Annotated in this window: 4 protein-coding genes; 2 read left to right on the top strand and 2 right to left on the bottom strand. The window is 70.8% G+C overall.

What is annotated here, in order from left to right:
• The first annotated feature begins 50 nt into the window (after positions 1–50).
• Together pks2 and ACN27E_RS03655 are read left to right on the top strand one after the other, a co-directional pair.
• On the top strand, positions 51–6,245 hold the full coding sequence (gene pks2 / locus ACN27E_RS03660; protein WP_422746647.1) for a sulfolipid-1 biosynthesis phthioceranic/hydroxyphthioceranic acid synthase: 6,195 nt from the start codon (positions 51–53) through the stop codon (positions 6,243–6,245).
• Between the two features lie 49 nt (positions 6,246–6,294).
• Complete coding sequence (locus tag ACN27E_RS03655; RefSeq protein WP_422746646.1) at positions 6,295–6,969, top strand: methyltransferase family protein; 675 nt, start codon at positions 6,295–6,297, stop codon at positions 6,967–6,969.
• Here the strand turns inward: ACN27E_RS03655 and ACN27E_RS03650 are convergent.
• A complete protein-coding gene (locus ACN27E_RS03650; RefSeq protein WP_422746645.1) occupies positions 6,938–19,450 on the bottom strand; it encodes an amino acid adenylation domain-containing protein in 12,513 nt (4,170 codons plus the stop codon). The genes ACN27E_RS03655 and ACN27E_RS03650 overlap by 32 nt on opposite strands.
• On the bottom strand, positions 19,437–24,002 hold the full coding sequence (locus ACN27E_RS03645) for an amino acid adenylation domain-containing protein (RefSeq protein ID WP_422746644.1): 4,566 nt from the start codon (positions 24,000–24,002) through the stop codon (positions 19,437–19,439). The genes ACN27E_RS03650 and ACN27E_RS03645 overlap by 14 nt, the downstream gene beginning before the upstream one ends.
• Between the last annotated feature and the right edge of the window lie 5 nt (positions 24,003–24,007).

The raw sequence follows: 24,007 nt of genomic DNA, 5'->3' as shown, positions 1-24,007 counted from the left end.
ACAGACCTTGACCAGGCAAATCCCCGGTCGATGCCGATCCCGCGCAGCCAGTGAGCGCCGATGCCGCCGACCGCGTCGCGGTCATCGGGATGGCCTGCCGGTTGCCGCACGGGATCGACTCACCGGAGCGACTGTGGTCTGCGTTGCTGAACGGCGACGACCTCGTCACGCAGGCACCGGCGGAGCGGGGATTGATGACCCCGAACCAGCCGCCAGGGGCGTTCCTCGACGATGTGGCCGGCTTCGACTGTGACTTCTTCGGACTCGACGAGCACACGGCACGCACACTCGATCCACAGCACCGGCTGCTGCTCGAGACATCCTGGGACGCCCTCGAACACGCCGGTATCGCACCGGCCACGCTGGCCGACTCCCCCACCGGCGTCTTCGTCGGTCTGGCGCAGCGCGACCATCAGCAGGCAGGGTCGGATGCCGCAGCGGCGAACAGCCTCGGCATGGCCTCCGGGCGGATCGCCCGCACCCTCGGCCTGCGCGGTCCGGCCATGACGATCGACACCGCGTGCTCCTCGGGTCTGATGGCCGTACACCTCGGCTGCCGCAGCCTCAGGGACGGTGAGAGCGATCTGGTGTTGGCCGGTGGCGCGCACGTCGCGCTCGGGCCGCAGGCGACCGCCGTGGATTCCGCATCCCCGACCGGGCGGTGCCGGCCATTCGACGCCGCAGCCGACGGATCGGTGATCGGCGAGGCCATCGCCGTGCTGGTGCTCAAACGGCTCGCGGACGCCCAGCGTGACGGCGACCGGATCCTGGCGGTGATCCGGGGTACGGCCGCCAACAGCGACGGCTCCGGCGGGGACGCCTCGACGCCGTCCCGGGCCGCACTGACCGCGCTGTACCGAGCGGCGCTGACCGCTGCCGGGGTGGACGCCGACACCATCGGCATGGTCGAGGCGCACGGCTGCGGCGTCCCGTCGACCGATGCCGTCGAATACGCCGGTCTGTGCGAGGTGTACGGCGTCGGGTCGCCGTGCGCGCTCGGATCGGTGAAAGCCAACGCGGGGCACACGCAGTCCGCGTCCGGGCTGCTCGGCCTGATCACCGCGATCCTCTCGTTGCAGGACGCCACCGTGCCCCCGCATCTGCACTTCACCCGCCTGCCCGCCGCCCTCGCGCGCAGCCGCACCCAGCTGTTCGTGCCGCAGGAGGTGACGCCCTGGCCGGCCGGCGGTACGCGCCCGCGCCGGGCAGCGGTGTCGGCGCACGGGTGGGCCGGCACCCATGTCCATGCCATCGTCGAGCAGGCCCCGGATCCGGTCCCCGCGCCACCCCGCCCGCAGCCCCCGGCGACGGCGCGGCGGATGTTCCCGCTGTCCGCGACGTCGGCCGACGAGCTGCGACACACTGCGGGGCGGCTGGCCGAGTGGGTCCGGGCCCATCCCGAGGTCGGCATCGACGATCTCGCCTACACGCTGGCCCGCCGGCGGGCGCACCGGCCGGTCCGCACCGCGGTCTTCGCCACCGGCCGGCCCGAGCTGATCGACACATTGCGCGAGATCGCCGACGGTGGAGGAGCTTTCGAGTCTGCGGTCGGATCCGACGATCGTGGTCCGGTGTGGGTGTTCTCGGGTGCGGGTGCGCAGTGGGCCCGGATGGGTGTCGATCTGCTCGCAGCCGAACCGGCGTTCGCGGCCACGGTTGCCGCCGTCGAGCCCCTGGTCGCGCACGAAGCCGGCTTCTCGGTCACCGAAGCCATGACGGCACCCGAGGTGGTGAGCGGTGTGGGCCGGGTCCTGCCGACGCTGTTCACCCTGCAGGTCGCGCTGGCAGCGGCGCTGACCGCGCGCGGCGTGTGTCCGGGCGCGGTGATCGGGTATTCCACGGGCGAGATCGCCGCGGCGGTGGTGGCCGGCGCGTTGTCCCTGGAGGACGGGGTGCGGGTCGTGTGCCGCAGTTCCCGCCTGATGTCCGCCGTCGCCGGTTCCGGCGCGATGGCATCGGTCGATCTGCCTGCCAAGAAGGTTCTTTCGGAGCTGACGACGGCGGCGGCCAAGGATGTGGCGATCGCAGCGGTGGCCGCACCGCAGACCACCGTGATCGCCGGCGCCACCGCGCGGGTCCGCGAATTCGTCAGCGCGTGGCGGCAACGCGACGTGCCGGCCGACGAGATCACCGTCGAGGTGGCCGCCAACTCACCGCAGCTGGATCCGATCCTGGCTGAGCTCGCCGAGCTCCTCGCCGAGGTGCGCCCGCTGACCCCCACCGTGGCGTTCTACTCCACCACCGGGTTCGATCCCCGGGAGCAGCCGGTGTGCGACGGCAGGTACTGGGCCCACAGCCTGCGCCGCACAGTGCGTTTCGCGGCGGCGGCGCGGGCGGCATTGGAGGACGGTCACCGGGTCTTCGCCGAGCTGGCCGCCCACCCGTTGCTCACCGCATCGCTGGAACAGATCGCCCAGGGCGTCGACCTGCCGCTGGCCACCGTGTCGCCGCTGCATCGCGACGCCCCACTGCCGGACGGGCTCGAGAGCTACGTGGCGAAGGTGCACGGCGCCGGTGGCGGGGTGGACTTCTCGGTGCTGCACCCGGTCGGGTCACTGGTCGACGCGCCGCTGCCGAGGTGGACGCACCGACGGTTCTCGGTATCCGACGACGGGCAGTGGTCACCCAGCACACACTCCGTGGCCGCCCATCCGCTACTGGGGGCCAAGGTGGGTCTGCAGCAGGAACCGCAACGGTATGTGTGGGAGGCCGAGGTCGGCACCGCCGCCCATCCGTGGCTCGGCGAGCACCGCGTCGACGGCACCCCGACGCTTCCCGTCGCGGCCTACTGCGAAATGGCCCTGGCCGCAGCCGAATCCACCCTCGGCGACCACGTTGAAGTGCACGATCTGCACTTCCTCGATGCGCTTGCGGTCGAGGGGCAGACCGCAGTCGGTGCGTCGGTGTCACTGTCCTCGCCCGACAGCGCCGATTTCGTCGTCGAGCGGAACCGAGCCGGCGAGCACTCGCGGCATGCTCGCGCGATCCTGCGGTGCACAGACGCCCGGCAGCCCCCCGTCCACGACATCGCGGCCGTACTCGCGGCGCATCCGCGGCGCGGCGACGGCGCCGAGGCCCGGGACCGCCTGACCCGTCTCGGTGTGCAGTACGGCCCCTCGTTCACCGGACTGGGCGAGGTGCGCACCGGTGACGAGGCCGGGTCGGTGCTGGCCGAAATCGCCGTGCCCGACGCACTGCAGGCCGAACAGCACACCTACGGTGTGCATCCCGTGCTGGTCGACGCCTGTCTGCAGGCCGTCGCCGCCGGCGCACACCTGCAGGCGTTCGGCGAAGAGGTGCTGGGGCCGCCGCGGGGCGTTCGCCGGCTGCGCCGGTACCGGTCCGCCGGCCAGGCCCGATACTGCTATGCCCGGGTGGGGAGATCGGATACCACCGGGCTGCAGGCCGATGTCGAGATCCTCGACGGCGACGGAGCAGTACTGCTGGGCGCTTACGGACTCACCTACCACCAGGATCCCGCACGCGACGCCGGGGACCGGTTGCTGCGCGAGCGGTTGTTGACGGTCGAATGGCGGCAGCGCCGGCGTCCCGAGCCGTCCGGTGACGATCCCGGCGCCTGGCTGGTGGTCAGCACCGCGGCCACCACGCAGGCGATGGCGGCCGCACTGACCGCATCGCTGGAACGCCACGGCGGTTCCTGCACCACCCTGTCGTGGCCCGATACCGCCGACCCCGCCGTCAAGGCAGCCGAACTCGGCTCGGCCCTGCGCGAGCGTCCGATCGCGGGACTGGTCATCCTCGCCGCGGCAGGCGATTCCGATGCAGCGGGCGGGCCTGCGGCACTCGGGCTGAGCCGGGCGCGACATTTCCTGCAGATCGCCCGCGAGGTGCCGGCGGTGCCGGGCCGGTTGCCGCGCCTGGTCACGGTGACCCGCGGCGCGCAGTGTGTCCTCGGTGCGGACGTACCGGATCTGGCCCAGGGAGCCCTACGGGGCCTTGTGCGGACGATCGGAGTCGAGCATCCGCACCTGCAGACCACCCAGATCGACACCGACGCAACCACCGACGCCGCCCAGCTCACCGCGCAGCTACTCAGCGACTCGCCGGAGGACGAGACCGCTTGGCGGCTCGGCGAGTGGTACACGGCACGGCTTCGGCCCGCCCCACTGGGCGCCGACGATCGGCGCAAGGCAGCCGCTGATCCCGACCACGACGGGATGCGTCTGCAGGTCCGCACCCCCGGCAACCTCGAGACCGTTGAACTGGTGTCCTGCCAACGGGTGTCACCGGGTCGGGGCCGGATCGAGGTCGCCGTCCAGGCGGCCGGTGTGAATTTTGCCGACGTCCTCGTCGCCATGGGCCGCTATCCCGGCGACCGCCCGGAGCTGGGAATGGATTTCGCGGGGGTGGTGACCGCGCTCGGACCGGGCGTCACCTCGCATCGCGTCGGTGACCGGGTGGGCGGCTTCTCCCCCGACGGTTGCTGGGGCACCTTCGTCACCTGCGATGAACGCCTGGCTGTCCGGCTGCCCGACGCGCTGACCGATCAGCAGGCGGCCGCGGTGGCCACGGCCACGGTCACCGCGTGGTACGGGCTGCACGAGCTCGCCGGGATCTCCTCGCACGACCGGGTGCTGATCCATTCGGCGACCGGAGGCGTCGGTCAGGCGGCGATCGCGATTGCCCGCGCGGCCGGAGCGCAGATCTTCGCCACAGCCGGCAGCGACGATCGGCGGGAGCGTCTGCGCGCCGGCGGGATCGAGCACGTCTACGATTCCCGCAGCACGGAGTTCGCCGACCGCATCCGACGGGACACCGGTGGTTACGGCGTCGACATCGTGCTGAATTCGCTGACCGGCTCCGCACAGCGCGCCGGTTTCGAGCTGTTGGCGGTCGGCGGACGGTTCGTCGAGATCGGCAAGCGCGACGTCTACGCCGACACCCAGCTCGGGATGTCCCCGTTCCGCAACAATCTCAGCTTCCACTACGTCGACCTGGCGCTGCTGGCACGCAGCCGTCCCCAGCGGACCGGCGACCTGCTGCGCACGGTGTACCGCCTGGTCGCCGACGGCCGGCTGCCCCGCCCCGCGCACACCGCCTACCGGCTGGCCGACGCCACCGAGGCGATCCGCACGATGAGCCGGGCCCGGCACACCGGCAAGCTCGTGCTGGACGTCCCGCGCACGGACTCCGCCACCGTGGTGATCCCGCCGGAGCGGGCCCGGGTGTTCCGCCCCGACGGTTCCTACGTCATCACCGGTGGACTCAGCGCTCTGGGACTCTTCCTCGCCGAGAAGATGGTCGAGGCGGGCTGCGGGCGCATCGTGCTGACGTCGCGCTCACAGCCGACGCTGCGGGCGTTGGAGACCATCGAGCTGATCCGCGTGATGGGTGGTGATGTCGTCGTCCAGTGCGCCGACATCGCCGACCCGGCGACCGCACCGGCTCTGGTGCAGACCGCCACGGCCACCGGTCTGCCGGTGCGCGGCGTGGTGCATGTCGCGGCGACGGCCGGGGACGCCATGCTGGCCGACATCACCGACGACCTCCTCAAACGGGATTGGGCGCCCAAAGCGCTCGGAGTGTGGAATCTGCACTCCGCCACCGCCGGTCAGCCGTTGGACTGGTTCTGCGTGTTCTCCTCGGTCGCCGCGCTCATGGGCATGCCCGGTCGGGGCGCCTATGCCGCCGCGAACAGCTGGGTGGACACCTTCACCCGGTGGCGCCGGTCACGGGGCCTACCCGCCACGGCGATCGCCTGGGGTGCGTGGGGACAGATCGGACGGGCGTCGGAGTTCGCCGCGGGCGCGGGTGCGGCCATCACTCCGGACGAGGGGGCGTACGCCTTGGCGGCTCTGCTCCGCCACGACCGCGCCTACAGCGCCTACACGCCGGTGGACGGGTCGCCATTCCTGACGGCGTTCGCCCACCGCAGTTGCTTCGCCGAAGCGTTCCGCTCCGACGGCGACGACGCCGGCGGGACCGCGAAGTTGCGCACCATGCTCGACGATCTGCCGGAGGCCGAATGGCCGGGCCGGCTGCGCCGGCTGATCTCCGACCAGATCAGTCTGATTTTGCGCCGCAACATCGACCCCGACCGCGCGCTGGCCGAGTACGGCGTCGACTCGCTGGGCGCGCTGGAACTGCGGACCCGGATCGAGAGCGAGACCGGGATCCGCCTGGCGGCCGGCGATCTGGCCGTGGGAACCGTTCGCGAGCTGGCCGACGTGCTGTGCCGGAGATTGGCATCCGGGCGCGACGCGGACCGCGGAGCGACGGCGTGACCGCCGGCGCCGCAACCACCACCCGGATGAGCGAGGAGAGGAAGTACGCGTGAGACCTCTGGTCACGGTGTTGACGTCGGGGCTCGTCCAGGCGGTGGCGATCGCGCTGCTGGTCTTCCCGCCCGCCGGCACGTTGGACTATCCGCAGGCCTGGCTCTTCCTCGCGGTGTTCACCCTGTCGGCCTGGCTGCCGAGCATCGTCGTGCAGCTCACCGATCCCGCTGCGCTGCAACGTCGTCTGCGCGGCGGTCCGGTCGCCGAGGGTCGTACCGTGCAGAAGGTCGTCATGGCCGGGCTGTACCTGTCGCTGGCGGCGATGTGTGTGGTCAGTGGGCTCGACCATCGGTTCGGCTGGTCGACGGTGCCGACCGCGGTCTGGGTGGCCGGTGACCTCCTGGTCGCGCTCGGCCTGGGCGCAGTGGTGTTGGTGGCCCGCCAGAATCATTACGCGTCGACCACCGTTCAGGTGGAGGCGGGTCAGGCCGTCGTCTCGACAGGTCTGTACGGGCTGGTGCGCCACCCGATGTACTCGGCCAACGTCGTCATGCTGGTGGGTATCCCGCTGGCGCTCGGCTCCTGGTGGGCACTCGTGTTCGTCGTCCCGGGCCTGCTCGTGCTGGTCTCCCGGATTCGCGACGAGGAGACCATGCTGCGCCAGGAACTGGCCGGCTACCGCGACTACACCCTGGAGGTCAGATACCGTCTCGTGCCGTGTGTCTGGTGAGCAGCTGACACAACTGCGCGACGCTGGGGGCGTCGAACAGTGCGCTGACCGGTAACTCGGTCGCGAACACCGCGTTGACCTTCGCGACGGCCCTGAGCGCGGTGAGCGAATCCCCGCCGAGGTCGAAAAACGAGTCGTCGACCCCGATCCGGGGGAAGTCGAGCAGCTCGGCATAGATGCCCGCCACGGTCCGCTCGGAAAGCGTCTGTGGCGCAGCGTATCCGGGCCGGTAGCCGGGCCCGGGCCGCTCGGCGGCGCGGGTCGCCCCGTCACAGTCGGGCGGATCGGCCGGCAGCAGCGGCTGGGTGGGGTCGGTGATCATCGCCACCACGGTTCGCTGGATCTGCTCGGCGAACCCGGCGATGCGCTCCCGGTCGAAGATGTCGGCGCGGTACTGGATCCGCAGGTCGAGCTCGGGGCCGGGCACGGCCTGGACTGCCAGCGGGTAGTGGTAGAGGTCGTGGTGGGCGATTCCGGTGACCGCCAGTCCGTCGGTGCCCGACAGTTTGGCCGCATCGGTCGGATAGTTCTCGTAGACGAAGACGGTGTCGAAAAGCTCGCGATGGCCGGTGCTGCGGTGAATCTCGGCGAGCGCCAGATGCTCGTGGTCGAGGGTGCGGTTGCGTCCGTCGTGCAGCTGGTCGAGCAGTTCGGCGGTGCTGGTCGTGGACGTGATGACGGCCCGCACCGGAACGGTGTTGATGAAGAGCCCGACCATGGAGTCGGCCCCTGTCACATCGTCGGGCCGGCCGGAGACGACGGCTCCGAAGGCGACGTCGCGGCGGCCGGTGAGGCCGCACACCAGCTGTGCCCACGCCGCCTGCAGCACGGTGCTGACCGTGGTGTGGTGCGCCCGCGCCAGTTCGCCCAGGGCCCGGGTGGTCGGCTCGGTGAGGCGGTGGCACAGCACGTCGCGGGGGCCGGGCCGCAGCGGGTCGACGGATCCCACCAGCGTGGGGGTGTCGAAACCGGCGAACGCCTCGGCCCACGCGGCGCGGGCCGCCGATACGTCGCGCTCGGCCAGCCGGGCGATGAATCGGCGGTAGGGCTCGGCCGCGGGAAGCCACTGTCCGTAATACCCGGCGAAGATCTCGCCGAGCAGGATCGGCACGGACCAACCGTCGAGCACGATGTGATGGTTGGTCAGCAGGAACCGGTGCTCGTCGGGGGCGGTGCGGATCAGCGCAGCCCGCAACGGCGGCCGGCCGGTCAGATCGCAGACCGCGGCGCGTTCGAGCGCGCAGAGCTGCGCGATCCGCCCCTGGCGGTCGCATCCCGGGGCGCTGAGATCGACGTACTGCCATGGCACGTCGGGGTGGTCGGGAACGATCTGGACCGGCTCGTCGAAGTCGGCATGAAAGCGCGCCGCGAGGTTCGGGTGGCGCTGCACCGCCGACTGGACCGCCTCGTGCAGTCGGTGCGGATCCAGTCGGCCGGTCAGCGTGACGTCCAGCTGAACCGCGTACACGTCGTCTCCGCAGCCGCGGGCGACGCCGGCATGGAACAGCAGCCCCTGCTGCAGCGGGGTCAACGGCAGGATGTCGGCGACCCCGCCGCCGGGCGACAATTCATCGATCTGTCGCTGAGTCAGGCGGGCGGGCCGGATGTCCGACGGCGTCAGCCCTCCGCCGCCGGCGCGGACGTGGGCGCAGATGCCGGCCAGTGCGTCGAACCACAACTCGCTCAGTCGGTTCACCTGGGTCTGGTCCAGCGCCGAGCGGGCCCAGGTCCAGCCCGCCCGCAGGCGTGGGCCCACCGCGGTGTCGACCGTACCGGCATTGAGTTCGACGGTGTGCATCAGCGGCATGGGAATGGCGGCGGCGGCGCCGGTCACCGTCCAGCCGTCCTGCCTGATCTCCCAGATGTCTCCGGATACCTCGCCGGCCCCGGCACCCAACCGGCCCAGATAGTTGAACCCGATGGTGGGATCGGCCCCGCTGAGGTCGACGTCGTCGTTGAGGTAGCGCAGCAGGCCGTAGGTCAGCCCGTCCGGGAGGCTGCGCAGCTGCTCCTTACCGTCCTTGACCAGCGCCCCCATTTCGGGTCCGCCGGCCCGCACCTGGGCCCAGGTCAGGTCGCCGCCGATGGTCAGTGCCACCGGGTATTTCGTGGTGAACCAGCCGACGGTGCGGGACAGGTCGATCGCCTCCTCGGCGACGGCGTCGGGCAGCTCCTCCTGCCGGCCGTGACCTTCGGCGTCGATCACGATGGGAGCCGCGGCGCTGTCACCGAGCGCCCCGCAGAACTCCGCGAGCGCCAGACCGTAGGCGATGAGCAGGATGTCGTTGATCCCGGCGTGGAAGGCCGCGGGCACCTCGCCGAGCAGCAGCCGGGTCGTCTCGCAATCCAGCTCGACGGTGAGGCTGCCGGCGTCGGCGTAGGTGTCCAGATCCGGTCGCACGGCGGGCAGTGGCGCCGGGACGGTCATGATCTCGCGCCACACCGGCGCGTGCGCGACGATCCGCGGGTGCCGCGCATGGTCGGCCAGCACCGCCGCCCACCGGGCGAACGACGTTCCGGGCGCCGGTAGCTCCACCGGCTGTCCGCCCCGGTGTTGCGCCCAGGCGAGGTTGATGTCCTCCAACAGGATTCGCCATGACACCCCGTCGACCACGAGATGGTGTGCGATCAGCACCAGCTGACCGGTGGTGGGCACCCACAGTGCCCTCACCATGTCACCTGCGGCCGGATTCAACCGCGACCGCGCGGCGACCACCGCGTCGTCGGTCAGGGCGTCGACGGTGTGCAGACACGACAGCGCCTGTACCGCTCCGGGTTCCGGAACCGTCATCGACCAGTCCGCATTCTCGGCGCCGTCGTCGCCGGCCACCCGCAGCCGCAACATCGCGTGGCGGTCCAGCACGGCCTGCAGCACCAGCGCCACATCGGCTTCGGTGGCACCGACCGGTGCCTGCACCACCACCGTCTGGTTGAACTGGTCCACCGGCCCCGGCACCTGCGCCAGCCAGTGGATGATCGGTGTCGCGCACAGCGTTCCGACACCGTCGTCGACGGCCTCGTCGGAACCGGTGGCCACCCGGGCCACCCGCGCGAGCCGGGCCACGGTCTGCTCGACGAAGACGTCGCGGGGCCGGCACAACACACCGGCGGCCCTCGCCCGGGCAACCACCTGCATGGACAGGATGCTGTCGCCGCCGAGTTCGAAGAAGGATTCGTCGACGCCCACCCGCGCGAGTCCGAGCACCTGGGCGTAGATACCGGCCAGGGTTTCCTCCAGCGCGTCGGCGGGCGCGCGGTAGGAGTCGACGTCCTGGTATTCGGGTGCCGGCAGGGCCCGCTTGTCGAGTTTGCCGTTGACCGTCAGGGGCATGGCGTCGACCACCACCACCGCCGACGGGATCATGTAGTCGGGCAGTCCCTCGGCCAGCGCGGCCCGCAGCCGCACCGGATCCAGCGACGGTGCACCGGTCACGTAGCCGACCAGACGTTTGTCCCCGGGACGGTCTTCCCGGGCGATCACCTCGGCCTGGGCGACACCGTCCAGCGCGGCCAGCGCAGCCTGGACTTCGCCGAGTTCGATGCGGTAGCCGCGGATCTTGACCTGCTCGTCGGCCCGGCCGAGGTAGCGCAGCTCGCCGTCGGGGCCCCAGCACATCACGTCCCCGGTGCGGTACATGCGTTCCCCGGCCGCCCCGAACGGGCAGGCCACGAACCGGGTCGCGCTCAGACCGGCACGCCCGATGTAGCCGTACGCCAATCCCGCACCGGCGACGTACAGCTCACCGACCACCCCGGGTGCCACCGGACGCAGCGCGTCGTCGAGCACGAAGAATCCCAGATGGGCCAGCGGGACCCCGATCGGACTCACGGCTGCGGCGACGTCCTGGCCGGAGATCTCCCGGAACGACGCGTGCACCGTGGTCTCGGTGATGCCGTACATGTTGATCAGGCGGGGCGCTTCCGGGTGGGTTTCCAGCCATGGACCGAGCCGGTGCGGTTCCAGCGCTTCCCCACCGAACACGACCGCCTTCAGGGTCAGCCGCACCTGCGGTTGCAGCGCATCGGCCGCCTGCAGCGCGTAGAACGCCGACGGGGTCTGGCTGAGCACCGTCACCTGTTCGGCGGCCAGCAGCGCGTGGAGGTCTTCCGGGGATCGCACCACCGCGTCGGGTACCACCAGCAGCCGGCCGCCGTAGAGCAACGGACCCCAGATCTCCCACACCGAGTAGTCGAACGCCAGTGAATGGCACTGGGTCCAGACCTGATTCGTCAGGTCCATCTCCACGTCCAGCGTCTCGAGGAGCCTGGTGACGTTGCGGTGCGGGATGGCCACGCCCTTCGGCATCCCGGTCGTGCCCGAGGTGTAGATGATGTAGGCGACCTGGTCGGCGGCCGGCGCGGGAAGCGCTGCTGGGCTGCACTGTCCGACGGCCGGGTCGGCGACGTCGAGGACGGGGATGTCGAAGCCGGCGAACCGGTCGGCCAGCTCGGCGGTGGTGATCGCCGCGACCGGCGCGGCATCGGTCAGGACGTGTTCCCGGCGCGCCGCCGGTACCGCGGGATCGATCGGCACGTAGGCGGCACCGGTCTTGACGATCGCCAGGATCGCCGCCACCGCCTCGGCGGTGCGCGGCATCAGCAGCGCCACTCGCTGGCCGGTGTGCACACCACGACTGATCAGCAAGCGCGCCAACCGATTCGATGTTTCGTCGAGCTCCCGGTAGGTCCACGACCGCTCGCCGCAGGTGATCGCCACCGCATCAGGGCTGCGGTGCACCTGAGCGGCGAATGCCGACGGTATCGAGCGCGGCGTGGCGGCCGGCGCGGTCAGCGCCGCCCGGTTGCCCCAGCCGTCCAATCGGGCGTGTTCGCGCTCGTCGAGTACATCGACCGAGGAGAGCCGCCGGGCCGGATCGGCGGTCATCGCGTCGAGGACACGGCGCAACCGCGCGATCAGCGCCTCGATGGTGGATGCGTCGAAGACGTCGGTGCGGTACTCGACGAATCCGCCGATCCCGGTGGCCTGCCCTGCCGCGTCGAACCGTTCGGCCAGCGAGAACGACAGATCCATCCGCGCCGCATGGGTGTCCACCGGGATCCGGGTGATGTCCACCTCCCCCAGCGACAGTCCGGCCGTCGTGGGATCGGTGGTGTCGGCGGGCAGGTTCTGCCAGGCCAGCATCACCTGCACCAGCGGATGGTGAGTCAGCGATCGGGTGGGGTTGAGCCGCTCGACCACCACCTCGAACGGCACATCCTGGTTTTCGTAGGCGGCCAGCGACTGCGTCCTGACCTGGTCGAGCACCTCGGCGAGGCTGGGGTCACCGCCCAGATCGAGACGCAGCACGAGGGTGTTGATGAAGAATCCGACCAGCCCGTCGAGTGCCGGGTCCCGCCGGCCCGCGATCGGGAAGCCGACCGCCACATCCGAACTCCCGCTGAGCTTGGACAGCAGCACCCCCAGCGCGGCCTGCATCACCATGAAACCGGTGGCGCCGCGTTCGCGTGCCATCCGGTTGATCCGCTGCTGCAGATCGGCCGGCCAGTCCACCGCCACGGTGGCGCCCCGCTGATCGGCGACCTGCGGGTAGGGCCGATCGGCCGGGAGCACCAGGCGTTCCGGGAGTTCTGCCAGCGTCTGCTCCCAGTAGGCCAGCTGGGCGGCGATGCGGCTGTCGGCGTCGGTGAGCTCGCCGAACTGCGACCGTTGCCACAGCGTGTAATCCACGTACTGCACCGGCAGGTCGGCCCAGCCGGGAGCTGTTCCGGCGCAGCGCGCGGTGTAGGCCAGGCCCAGATCCGTGACCAGCGGACCGATCGACCAGCCGTCGGCGGCGATGTGGTGCACCACGGCCACCCACACGTGGTCGTCTTCGCTGACCCGGAACAGCCTGGTGCGCAGCGGGATCTCGGTGGCGAGGTCGAAGGTGGCCTGAGCGGTCTGCTCGATGGCCGCACTCAAGCGGGCATCGGACCAGCCGGCGGCGTCGACCACCTGCCAGCCCACCTCGGCGTCGCCGCTGTCGATCACCACCTGCCGCGGGACACCGTCAGGTGCGTCGAACAGCGTGCGCAGGCTTTCGTGGCGGCCCACCACGTCGGCCAACGCGGCGCCCAGCACATCCGCGTCCAGGCATCCACGCAGCCGCAGGGCGACGGCGAGGTTGTACACCGCTGACGGGCCCTGCAATTGGTCGATGAACCAGAGTCGGCTCTGCGCAAAGGACAGCGGGATCACCGGGGGTCGCCGCTGGGGTGTCAGCGGCTGGAGGTGGCCGGATTCCGTACCGACGCGCAGCGCCAACTGGGCCACCGTCGGCGCTTCGAACACGGTACGGACCGCCAGGGTGGCCCCCATCGTGGCGTTGACGGCGGCGATCAGGCGCATCGACGACAGCGAATCCCCGCCGAGGTCGAAGAACGAGTCGTCCACGCCCACCCGCTCCAGTCCGAGGACGGTGGCGAAGAGGCCCGTCAGCATCTCCTCGGTCAGCGTGGCCGGGGCGCGGTAGGTCTGCTCGTCCTGATAGTCGGGGGCGGGCAGGGCACGCCGGTCCAGCTTTCCGCTGACGGTCAACGGCAGCGCCGCCAGCGCCAGCACCGCGGCGGGGACCAGGTAGGCCGGCAACCGCTCGGCCAGCGCCGCGCGGGCCTTGACCGGATCGGCCGAACCGGTGATGTAGCCGACCAGGCGGGGGTCGCCGGGGCGGTCCTCGCGGGCGATCACCACGGCGTGCTCCACCCCGTCGAGTCCGGCCAGCACCGCCTGGACCTCACCGGGTTCGATGCGGTAGCCGCGGATCTTGACCTGCTCGTCGGCGCGTCCGACGTAGTGCAGCTGTCCGTCGGAGCGCCACCGGACCAGATCACCGGTTCGGTACATGCGCGCCCCGGCCGGGCCGAACGGGCACGCCACGAAGCGCGACGCCGTCAGATCGGTTCGGCCCAGGTAGCCGATCCCGACGCCGCGGCCGGCGACATACAACTCCCCCACGACACCTTCGGGCACGCGGCCCATCCGCCCGTCCAGGACGAACAGCGCCACGGTGGGCGGTGGTGCGCCGATCGGCACCTCCGCACCGGGCTGCAGGGGTGCGCTCATCGACGCGTACACCGTGACTTCGGTGGGGCCGTAGGCGTTGATCACGACCCGGCCGGGCGCCCACTGCTCGATCACCTCCGGTGGGCACGCCTCGCCACCGAGCAGCAGCGCCACCGATTCCAGACCGTCGGGCCGCAGCGCCGCCACCGCGGACGGAGTCTGGGTGAGGACGTTGACCTGCTCCTCGACCAGCAGGGTGTGGAAGTCCTCCGGTGAGCGCACCACCTCGTCGGGCACGATCACCAGCCGCCCGCCGCCGAGTAGCGCGGCCCAGATCTCCCAGACCGAGAAATCGAAGGCGTACGAGTGGCACTGCGTCCAGACCTGTTGTGCGGGAAGTCCTTCGGGCGGGGAATCGGCGAGGTGGGCGAGGTTGCGGTGCGACAGCGCGACACCCTTGGGTGTTCCGGTGGTGCCCGAGGTGTAGATGAGGTACGCGATGTCGTCGGCCGACGGCACCGGCAGTGCGGTGGTGCGCGGATCGCCGGAATTCTCGTCGAGATGGATCACCCGCGGGCCCAGACCGGTGACCCGCGATGCCCGCGTCGGATCGGTGATCACGGCATCGGGCGCGGCGTCGGCGAGCAGGAACTCGATCCGGGAGTCCGGGAGCGCGGGATCGATGGCCAGGTACGCCGCCCCGGTCTTCAGCGCCGCCAGCATCGCGACCACGGCGTCGGCGGATCGCTCCAGCAGCAACGCCACACATGTTCCCGGGCGCACGCCCCGATCCACGAGTAGCCGGGCAAGGCGGTCAGCTGCCTCGTCGAGTTCGCGATAGGTCAGGTGCCGGCCCGCGTCGCTGATCGCGACCGCCTCGGGGGCGGCGGCGACCCGGGCGGCGAACAGCTGCGGAACGGACGCCGGCGCCGGCGCCGGCGCGGTGAGCACCTCGCGGTTGCCCACGGCGTCGAGCCGGGCCGACTCCGGCTCCCCCAGCACGGACACCGATGAAATCCGTTGGGACGGATCGTCGGTCATCGCGGTGACGACCCGGTGCAGCCGCTCGACCAGTGTCTCGATGCTCGCCGTGTCGAAGACGTCGGTGCGGAATTCCACCGCGCCGCCGATCCCCGCGGCGTCGCCGGTTCTGGTCCAGCGTTCGTTCAGCGAGAAGGCGAGATCGACTCGGGCGGTGCTGGTCTGCAGCGGGATCTGGGTGATCTGCAGATCGCCGAGGGCCATCACGATCTGATCGCTGGCCTCGGCGGGAAGATTGCGCCAGTCCAGCATCACCTGCACCAGCGGGTGGTGGGTCAACGAACGGTGGGGGCTGAGCCGGTCGACCACGACTTCGAATGGGACGTCCTGGTTCTCGTAGGCGGCCAGCGCGCGCTGGCGAACCTGGGCCAGCACGTCGGCGACGGACGGGTCGCCGTCGAGATCGACCCGCAGCACCAGGGTGTTGACGAAGAATCCGACCAATTCGTCGAGCGCCGGGTCGCGGCGGCCACCGATCGGAAAGCCGACCGCCACATCGGTCTCGGCGCTCAGTTTGGACAGCAACACCGCCAGGGCGGCCTGCATGAACATGAAACTGGTCGCATTGTGTTCGCGGGCGACCTCGGCGATCCGCTGCTGGGTGTGGGTGGACCAGCGGAAGGTCGTGGTGGTGCCGCGCTGGTCGGCCACCGGCGGATAGGGCCGGTCGGTGGGCAGCTCCACCCGTTCGGGCATTCCGGCCAACGCATCCTGCCAGTAGCCCAGCTGAGCGGCGATGAGACTGTCCGCATCGTCGAGGTCGCCGAATTGGGCGCGCTGCCATAGCGTGTAGTCGACGTATTGAACGGGCAGTTCGGTCCACATCGGGTCCAGCCCGGCGCACCGGGACAGATAGGCGACCCCGAGGTCCTGCACCAGCGGTGCCACGGATAGCCCGTCGGCGGCGATGTGGTGCGCCACCGCCACCACCACGTGGTCGTCGGCACTGACCCGGAACAGCCGGGCCTGCATGGGGATTTCGGACGCCAGGTCGAACGGGTGCCGGGCGACCGCACCCACGGCCTCGTCGAGGCGGGTCTGCGACCAGCCGGTGGCGTCGACGATCTCCCACCCGAAATCGGCGTCGTCGGCGGGCACCACCAGCTGTTGCGGGACTCCGTCGGGGGCGAGGAAGCGGGTGCGCAGACTTTCGTGGCGGCGCACCACGTCGCCGAGCGCCACCCCCAGCATCTCGGCGTTCAGTCGTCCGTGCAGCCGTAGCGCCACCGGCATGTTGTACGTCGGTGACGGGCCCTGCAGCTGGTCGAGGAACCACAGCCGGTTCTGCGAGAAGGACAGCGGGATCGCGGCGGGACGCTGCGCGACGGCGGTCAGCGGCTCGGGGCCACGAGCCGCTCCGCCGATCCGCGGCGCGAGCTGTGCGACGGTCGGCGCCTCGAAGAGGGCGCGCACCGACAGGGCGGTGTCGAGTCCGGTGTTGACCGCGGCGACCAATCGCATCGCCGACAGCGAATCACCGCCGAGGGCGAAGAAGGAATCGTCCACCCCGACGCGCTCGACACCCAGGACGCGGGCATAGATCCCGGCGAGGATCTCCTCGACGGCGGTGCCCGGGGCGCGGTAACCGTCGGCGCCCTGGTAGTCGGGCGCCGGTAGGGCGCGCCGGTCGAGTTTCCCGTTGACCGTCAGCGGAAGCGCATCGATCACCATGATCGCGGCGGGCACCATGTAGTCCGGCAACCGGTCGGCCACTGCGGCACGTACCGCCGCGGGATCCAGCCGGCCGGTGACGTAGCCGACGAGCCGTTTGTCGCCGGGGCGGTCCTCCCGAGCCAGCACCACGGCCTGCTCCACACCGTCCACCGCGGCCAGGATCGACCGCACCTCACCGATCTCGATGCGATAGCCGCGGATCTTGACCTGCTCGTCGGCGCGGCCCGCATATCGCAGGTCTCCGTCCTCGCCGCACCACACCAGATCGCCGGTGCGGTACATCCGCTGTCCGGGAGCGAACGGGCAGGCCACGAAGCGCGTCGCGGACAGGCCGGCCCGGCGCCAATACCCGAGTCCGGCCTGCGGACCGGCCACGTACAGGTCCCCGATCACCCCGGCGGGGACCGGACGCAGCCACCGGTCGAGGACGAAGAACGCCAGACCGGCGAGCGGACCGCCGACCGGGCTGGCGTCACCGCCCAGATCGGCGTCGACGATCTCCCGGAACGATGCGTGCACCGTGGTCTCGGTGGTGCCGTAGAGGTTGAGCAACCGGGGCGTCTCGGGGTGACGCGTCCGCCAGCTCTGCAGACGCTGGGGCTCGAGCGCTTCGCCGGCGAACAACACCGCCCCGAGGCGCAGCCGACGGCTCACCTCGGGGGCGTGTTCGTCGGCGGTCTGCAACGCGTAGAACCCCGATGGGGTCTGGCTGAGCACGGTGACCTGTTCGTCGGCCAGCAGTGCGTGGAATTCCTCCGGCGCACGTGCGACCGACTCGGGGACGACCACCAACCGGCCGCCGTAGAGCAGTGCGCCCCACATCTCGCAGACCGAGACGTCGAAGGCCAGCGAATGCCACAGCGACCACACCTGGCCGGCCATGTCCAGGTGGCTCTCGAGCGCCCCGAGCAGCTCGGTGACGTTGTCGTGGCTGATGGCCACCCCCTTGGGCACACCGGTGGTGCCCGAGGTGTAGATCAGGTAGGCCAGGTCGTCGGGGCGGGGACCGGCCAACGCATCGCCGACCGGGACCGGCGCCGTGACCACGTCGCCGGCGTCGATGATCGGTATCCCACGTCCCACCAGCCGGTCGGCCAGCTCCGCGGTGGTGATGACCGCTTGCGGCGCGGCGTCGTCGAGGATGAGTTGCATCCGCGCCGCCGGTGCGCTCGGATCGATCGGCACGTAGGCCGCACCGGTTCGGAGCACCGCCAGGATGGACACGATCGCCTCGTCCGAGCGCGGCAACAGCAGGGCCACCCGCCGGCCCGGACCGATCCCCCGACCGGCCAGCAGATGCGCGAATCGGTCCGCGGCGTCGTCGAGTTCGCGGTAGCTCCAGGTCTTTTGACCCCAGGTCAGTGCCGGTGCGTCCGGACTGTGCGCGACCTGTGCGGCGAACCGCTCCGGGATCGTCTTCGGCGTACGGGGGCCGCCGCGCAGCGCGGCGCGGTTGCTCCAGCGCTCCGCGCGGGCGAGTTCGGCGTCGTCGAGGATGGTGATCGCCGACAGCGGGCGGGTGGGGTCGGCGATCATCGCCGCCAGGATGCGGGTGAATCTGGCGGCGAATGCGGTGATCTCGGCGGCGCGGAAGGCGCCGGTGTCGTACTCGACCCGCAGGGCCAGTGCGTCCCCGGGAAGCGCCTGTACGGCCAGCGGATAGTGCGTGGCTTCGCGGTGGGCGAATGCGGTGACCGCCAGCCCGTCGCCGCCCGACACCGCGGTGGCGTCGATCGGATAGTTCTCGTAGACGAAGAAAGTGTCGAAGAGGTTGTCCAGTCCGGTGAGACGCTGAATCTCGTTGAGCGCCAGGTGCTGATGGTCCAGCGTCTGGGTGTAGGCCTGCTGGAGCCGGCCGAGCAGGTCGGCGGTGCTGGTGCGCGCGGTGATATCGGCCCGCACCGGGACGGTGTTGATCATCAGTCCGACCATCGCGTCGGCACCGAACATCTCGGCCGGCCGACCGGACACCGTGGTCCCGAAAGTGACGTCGGCCTGACCGGTCAGCGACATCAGCAGTCGCGCCCACGCCGCCTGCAGCACGGTGCTGACCGTGGTGTGGCAGGTCCGGGCGAGCTCCCCGAGAGCCCGGGTGGTCTGGGGGTCGACCTCGAAGCGGGCGACGTCTCGCACCCCCTGACCCGTGACGCCGGCCGGACCGATCAGCGTGGGCGTGTCGAAGCCGTCGAGGACTTCGGCCCATGCGGTGCGGGCGGCGTCGGAATCCCGGCCGGCCAGCCAGTTGACGAATCTGCGGTAGGGCACCGGTGGCGGAAGTCGCCGGCCGTGGTAGCAGGCGAACAACTCTCCCAGCAGGATCGGTAAGGACCAGCCGTCGAGCACGATGTGGTGGTTGGTGAGCACGAACCGGTGCTCATCGCCACCGGTGCGGATCAGCGTCGCGCGCCACGGCGGCTGATCGGCGAGCGCGCAGACCGCGACCCGCTCGGCGGCGCACAGCCGGTCGATCTCCGCATCCAGGCCGGTCGGCTGCCCGCTCAGATCGCGGTACTGCCATGGCACGTCGGGGTCGGCCGGGATGATCTGCACCGGGTCGGCGAAGCGCTGCGAAAAGCGCGCGAGCAGATGGGGATGGCGGCTGCCCACCTTCTGCACGGCATCGTGTAACCGGTCGTGGTCCAGTGGACCACGCAGGGTGATGTCCAACTGGACGGCGTAGACATCGTCCCCGGATTCGGCCGCGGTGAGATACAGCAGCCCCTGTTGCAGCGGCGTCAGGGGCAGGACGTCAGCTATCCGCATATTGCTGCTGCAGTTCGTCGAGCTGCGCCTGGCTGAGGCCCACCGCGATGTCCGAGGGTGTCAATCCGCCACCGCCGCCGCGCACATGCGCGCAGACCCCGGTCAGCGCGTCGAACCACAGCTCGCTCAGCCGCGTCATCTGCGCCGGGTTCAGCACCGACGTCGCCCAGGTCCAGTCGGCGCGCAGCCGCGGTCCGGCATCGGTGTCGACGGTGACGGCGTTGAGTTCCACGGTGTGCATCAGCGGCATCGGTACCGCCGCCGCGAGCCGGGTCACCGTCGCACCGTCGGGGCGGATCGTCCATCCCGCACCGGTGGCCGTCGCACCTTGGCGGCCCAGATAGTTGAAGGCGATCGGCGGATCGGCGTCATCGAGGTGGATCTCGTCGTTCAGGTACCGCAGCACGCCGTAGGTCAGACCGTCGGGCTGGGAGCGCACCTGTTCCTTGGCCGCCTTGACCGCGGTCCCGAGCCGGGCGTCACCGGAGACCACCTGTGCCCAGGTCAGCCCGCCCACCTCGACCGACACCGGATACTTGGCGGTGAACCAGCCCACCGTGCGGGACAGGTCGAGCTCACCGTCGCCCACCGAATCCGGTTGCCGGCCATGCCCTTCGACATCGATGCAGATCGGCTCCGAGGCTGCACCCAGCGCGCCGAGGAATTCCGCGTAGGCCAGGCCGAAGGCGATCAGCAGGATGTCGTTGACACCGGCGTGGAAGGCGGCGGGCACCTCGCCGAGCAGCATGGCCGTGGTGTCGGCGTCCAGCTCGACAGACAAGGCGCCGGCGGTGGCGTAGGTGTCGGCCTGTGGGTCCGGGGCCGGCAGTCCGGGCGGGGTCGCGGCGATGCGCCGCCAGGCCTCGGCGTGGGAGACGACGTCGCCGCGGTGGGCATACTCCTGCAACAGTGTCGCCCACCGGGCGAACGACGTCTCGGGCGCCGGCAGCGTCACCGGCTGCCCGGCGCGGTGCTGCGCCCAGGCGAGGTCGAGATCCGCGGCCAGGACGCGCCAGGACACGCCGTCGACAGCCAGGTGGTGGGCGATGACCACCACCTGCCCCAGCGGGGCCACCCACAGGGCGCTGAGCATCCGCCCGGCGGCCGGGTCCAGCCGCGAACGCGCGGCGACGATCGCCTCGTCGGTCAGTTCTTCGACGGCCTGTAGAAGTGAATCATCCTGCCACTCAGCGGAATCCGGGACCCGCAGAGTCCAGCCATCGGCGCCGCTGTCCACCCGCAGCCGCAGCATCGGGTGTCGGTCGAGCACCGCCCGCAGGACCACCCGCACGTCCGCCTCATTCGCGCCGGGCGGAGCCTGCAGGACGACGGTCTGGTTGAACTGGTCGACCGGGCCGGGCACCTGTTGCAGCCAGTGCACGATCGGGGTGGCCGGCAGCGGACCGATGCCGTCGTCGAAGATTCCTTCGTCGTCGGTGTCCCCCACCCGTGCCACCCGGGCCAACCGAGCCACCGTCTGTTCGACGAAGACGTCGCGTGGCCGGCACAGCACCCCGGCGGCCCGGGCGCGGGCGACGACCTGCATCGACAGGATGCTGTCGCCGCCGAGTTCGAAGAACGACTCGTCGACGCCCACCCGATCCAGTCCGAGCACCTGAGCGTAGATGCCGGCCAGGATCTCCTCGACGGCATCGGCCGGCGCCTGATAGCTGTCGGCGTCCTGATACTCGGGAGCGGGCAGCGCGCGGGTGTCCAATTTGCCGTTGACCGTCAGCGGGAAGGCCTCGATCGGCACCAGCGCGGCGGGCACCATGTAGGCCGGCAGGCGTTCGCCGAGCGCGGCGCGCAGGCGTACGGGATCGGCGGTGCCGGTGAGATAGCCGACGAGGCGTTTGTCGCCGGGGCGGTCTTCACGCACGATCACCTCCGCGCCGGTCACACCGTCCAGCGCCGCCAGCGCAGCCTGGATTTCGCCCAATTCGATGCGATAGCCACGGATCTTGACCTGTTCATCGGCCCGGCCCACATACCGCAGCTGACCGTCGGGACCCCAGCACATCAGGTCCCCGGTGCGGTACATCCGCTGGCCGGGCCGGCCGAACGGGCAGGCCACGAAGCGTGAGGACGACAAGCCGGGTCGGTCGACATAGCCGGTCGCCACCCCGGCACCGGCCACATAGAGCTCACCGACCACGCCGACCGGTACGGGTTGCAACCAGTTGTCGAGGATCACGAAGCCCAAGTGGCCCAAGGGCACCCCGATCGGGCTGCCGGCGCCCTCGGTATCGGCGGCCACGATCTCCCGGAAGGATGCGTGCACCGTCGTCTCGGTGATCCCGTACATGTTGATCAGCCGCGGCGAGTCCGGATGCGCCGCCAGCCATGGTCGCAACCGGTGTGGTTCCAGGGCCTCCCCGCCGAACACCACCGCCGCCAGCGACAGCGGCTCCAGGATCTGCGCATCGTGCGCGGCCTGCAGGGCGTAGAACGCCGACGGCGTCTGACTGAGCACCGTCACCTGTTCGCGGCTCAGTACGGTGTGCAGATCTTCGGGCGAACGCACCACAGCGTCCGGCACCATCACCACGCGACCGCCGTAGAGCAGCGCCCCCCAGATCTCCCACACCGAGAAATCGAAGGCGAGCGAATGGCATTGCGACCACACCTGACCCGAGAGGTCCATCGCGGCGTCCAGGGTCGAGAGCAACCGCGTGACGTTGCCGTGCGGAACCGCCACCCCTTTGGGGCGACCGGTCGTCCCCGAGGTGTAGATGACATACGCCACCTGGTCGGCACCCGGATCGGGCATTGTCGCCTCGGCACCGACTGTGCCGGCTGGACCGTCGGTGGCGTCCTCCCACACCATCACCGGGAATGGCTGTCCGGCAAGATCTTCGGCGCTCTGCCGAGTGCCCACCACCACGACCGGGTCGGCATCGGCCAGGACGAAGTCACGCCGCGCCGCCGGCACGGCCGGATCCACCGGGACGTACGCCGCACCGGCCTTGAGCACCGCGAGCATCGCCACCACGGCCGGTCCGGTGCGCGGCATCAACAATCCCACCCGCGCGCCTTCACCCACGCCCGTAGCCTTCAGCCGCCACGCCAGCCGGTCCGATGCGTCGTGCAGTTCGCGGTAGGTCCACGACCGGTCCCCACAGGACAGCGCCACCGCGTCGGGGGTGCGCGCCACCTGCGCGGCGAACGCAGCCGGAATCGACGCGGACGGCTGCGGGGCCCGGGCCAGTTCGTCCTGGTTTCCCCACGCTTGGAGCCGGGTCCGCTGAGCGGCGTCGAGCACGTCGATCGACGACAGCCGACGCGCCGGGTCGGCGACCATCGACATCAGCACCCGCTCGAGCCGCCGGGCCAGATCGTCGACGCCGGACTCGGCGAACAGCCGGCCGGCACCGAGCGTGCTGAGGAACAGTTCGTCGCCGGCGCCGGAGAAGACCAGTCCGAGACCGCCGACGAAGCCGGAATCGGTCATCGAGGCGGTCGCCGCGACGCCCCCGAAGTCGAGGCTGAAAGCGTGCGGGACGAAGTCGATGACCGCCCGGTCGAGGCGGGCGTCCGCGCCGCGGCGCTTGCGCTCCAGAGCGTGCACCGGATAGAGCTGATGCTCCAGCGCTTCGGCGATCTTGGTGTGGACCCGTTCACAGAGGTCGGCCACCGTGGACGAGGCCGACAGGGTCAGCACCAACGGTGCGACGCCGGCGACCATGCCGGGCAGCGTGCGCATTTCCGGCCGCACCCGCCGGCTGACCGGGAAGTCGAGCACGACCTCGGCATCCCGTGCGGAACGTCCGGGCATCAGTAGTGCACACGCCGCGGTGATGACCGCTGCGCGCGGCATGCCCCAGGCGTCGGCCAACTCCTGGGTGCGCCGGATGACCGCGGGGTCCAGCCGCACCGGTGTCCGGAGCTCGTCGGCGCTCGGCGCGCTGCCGGTCGCCGGGCCGGGCCGGGCCGATGGGTCGCCGGCCGGCAGATGCTCCGACCAGTATTCGTGGTCACGGTGGAAGTCGTTCGAGGCCTCGTAGTCGGCCTCGCACTCGATGAGGTCCTGCAGCGAGCCGAAGAAGGCGGCGGGGACGGGCTCGCCGCTGACCACCGCGGAGTACACCGCGGCAATGCGGTTGCCGATCAGCCCCAGTCCGGCACCGTCGATCACGATGTGGTGGAAGCAGCCGAAGAGCAGGTAGTCGTCGAATCCGAGCTCGAAGAGCGCGAATCGGAACAGCGGACCGTCGAACGACAGCGGCGTCCGCTGCAGCGCCAGGGCCATCTCCTGCGCGGCATGCAGGGGATCGGCTTCCGAGCTCAGATCGTGGAACGCCAGGTCGGCGTCCGGATCGTCGACGGCCTGCTGGAACACCTGACCGTCGGCTTCGAAGATGGCCACCCGCACCGGCTCGGCCTCCTGCACCACCCGGCGGATCGACCACTCGAGGGCGTCGTATTCGACCGGACCCTCGATCCTGACCAGCAGGCCGAATTGCCACTCCGCGCCGAAGTGGCCCATTTCCTGCTCGAGCCAAATGTCCAGTTGGGCGCGTGTCAGCGGATACGCGCGGTGATCCTGCTCCATCTGAC

This window comes from Mycobacterium sp. WMMD1722 (assembly GCF_049315205.1).
Lineage (GTDB): Bacteria > Actinomycetota > Actinomycetes > Mycobacteriales > Mycobacteriaceae > Mycobacterium.
Note: the sequence above shows the minus strand (reverse complement) of the source record. Positions and strands in the feature narration are given on the sequence as shown.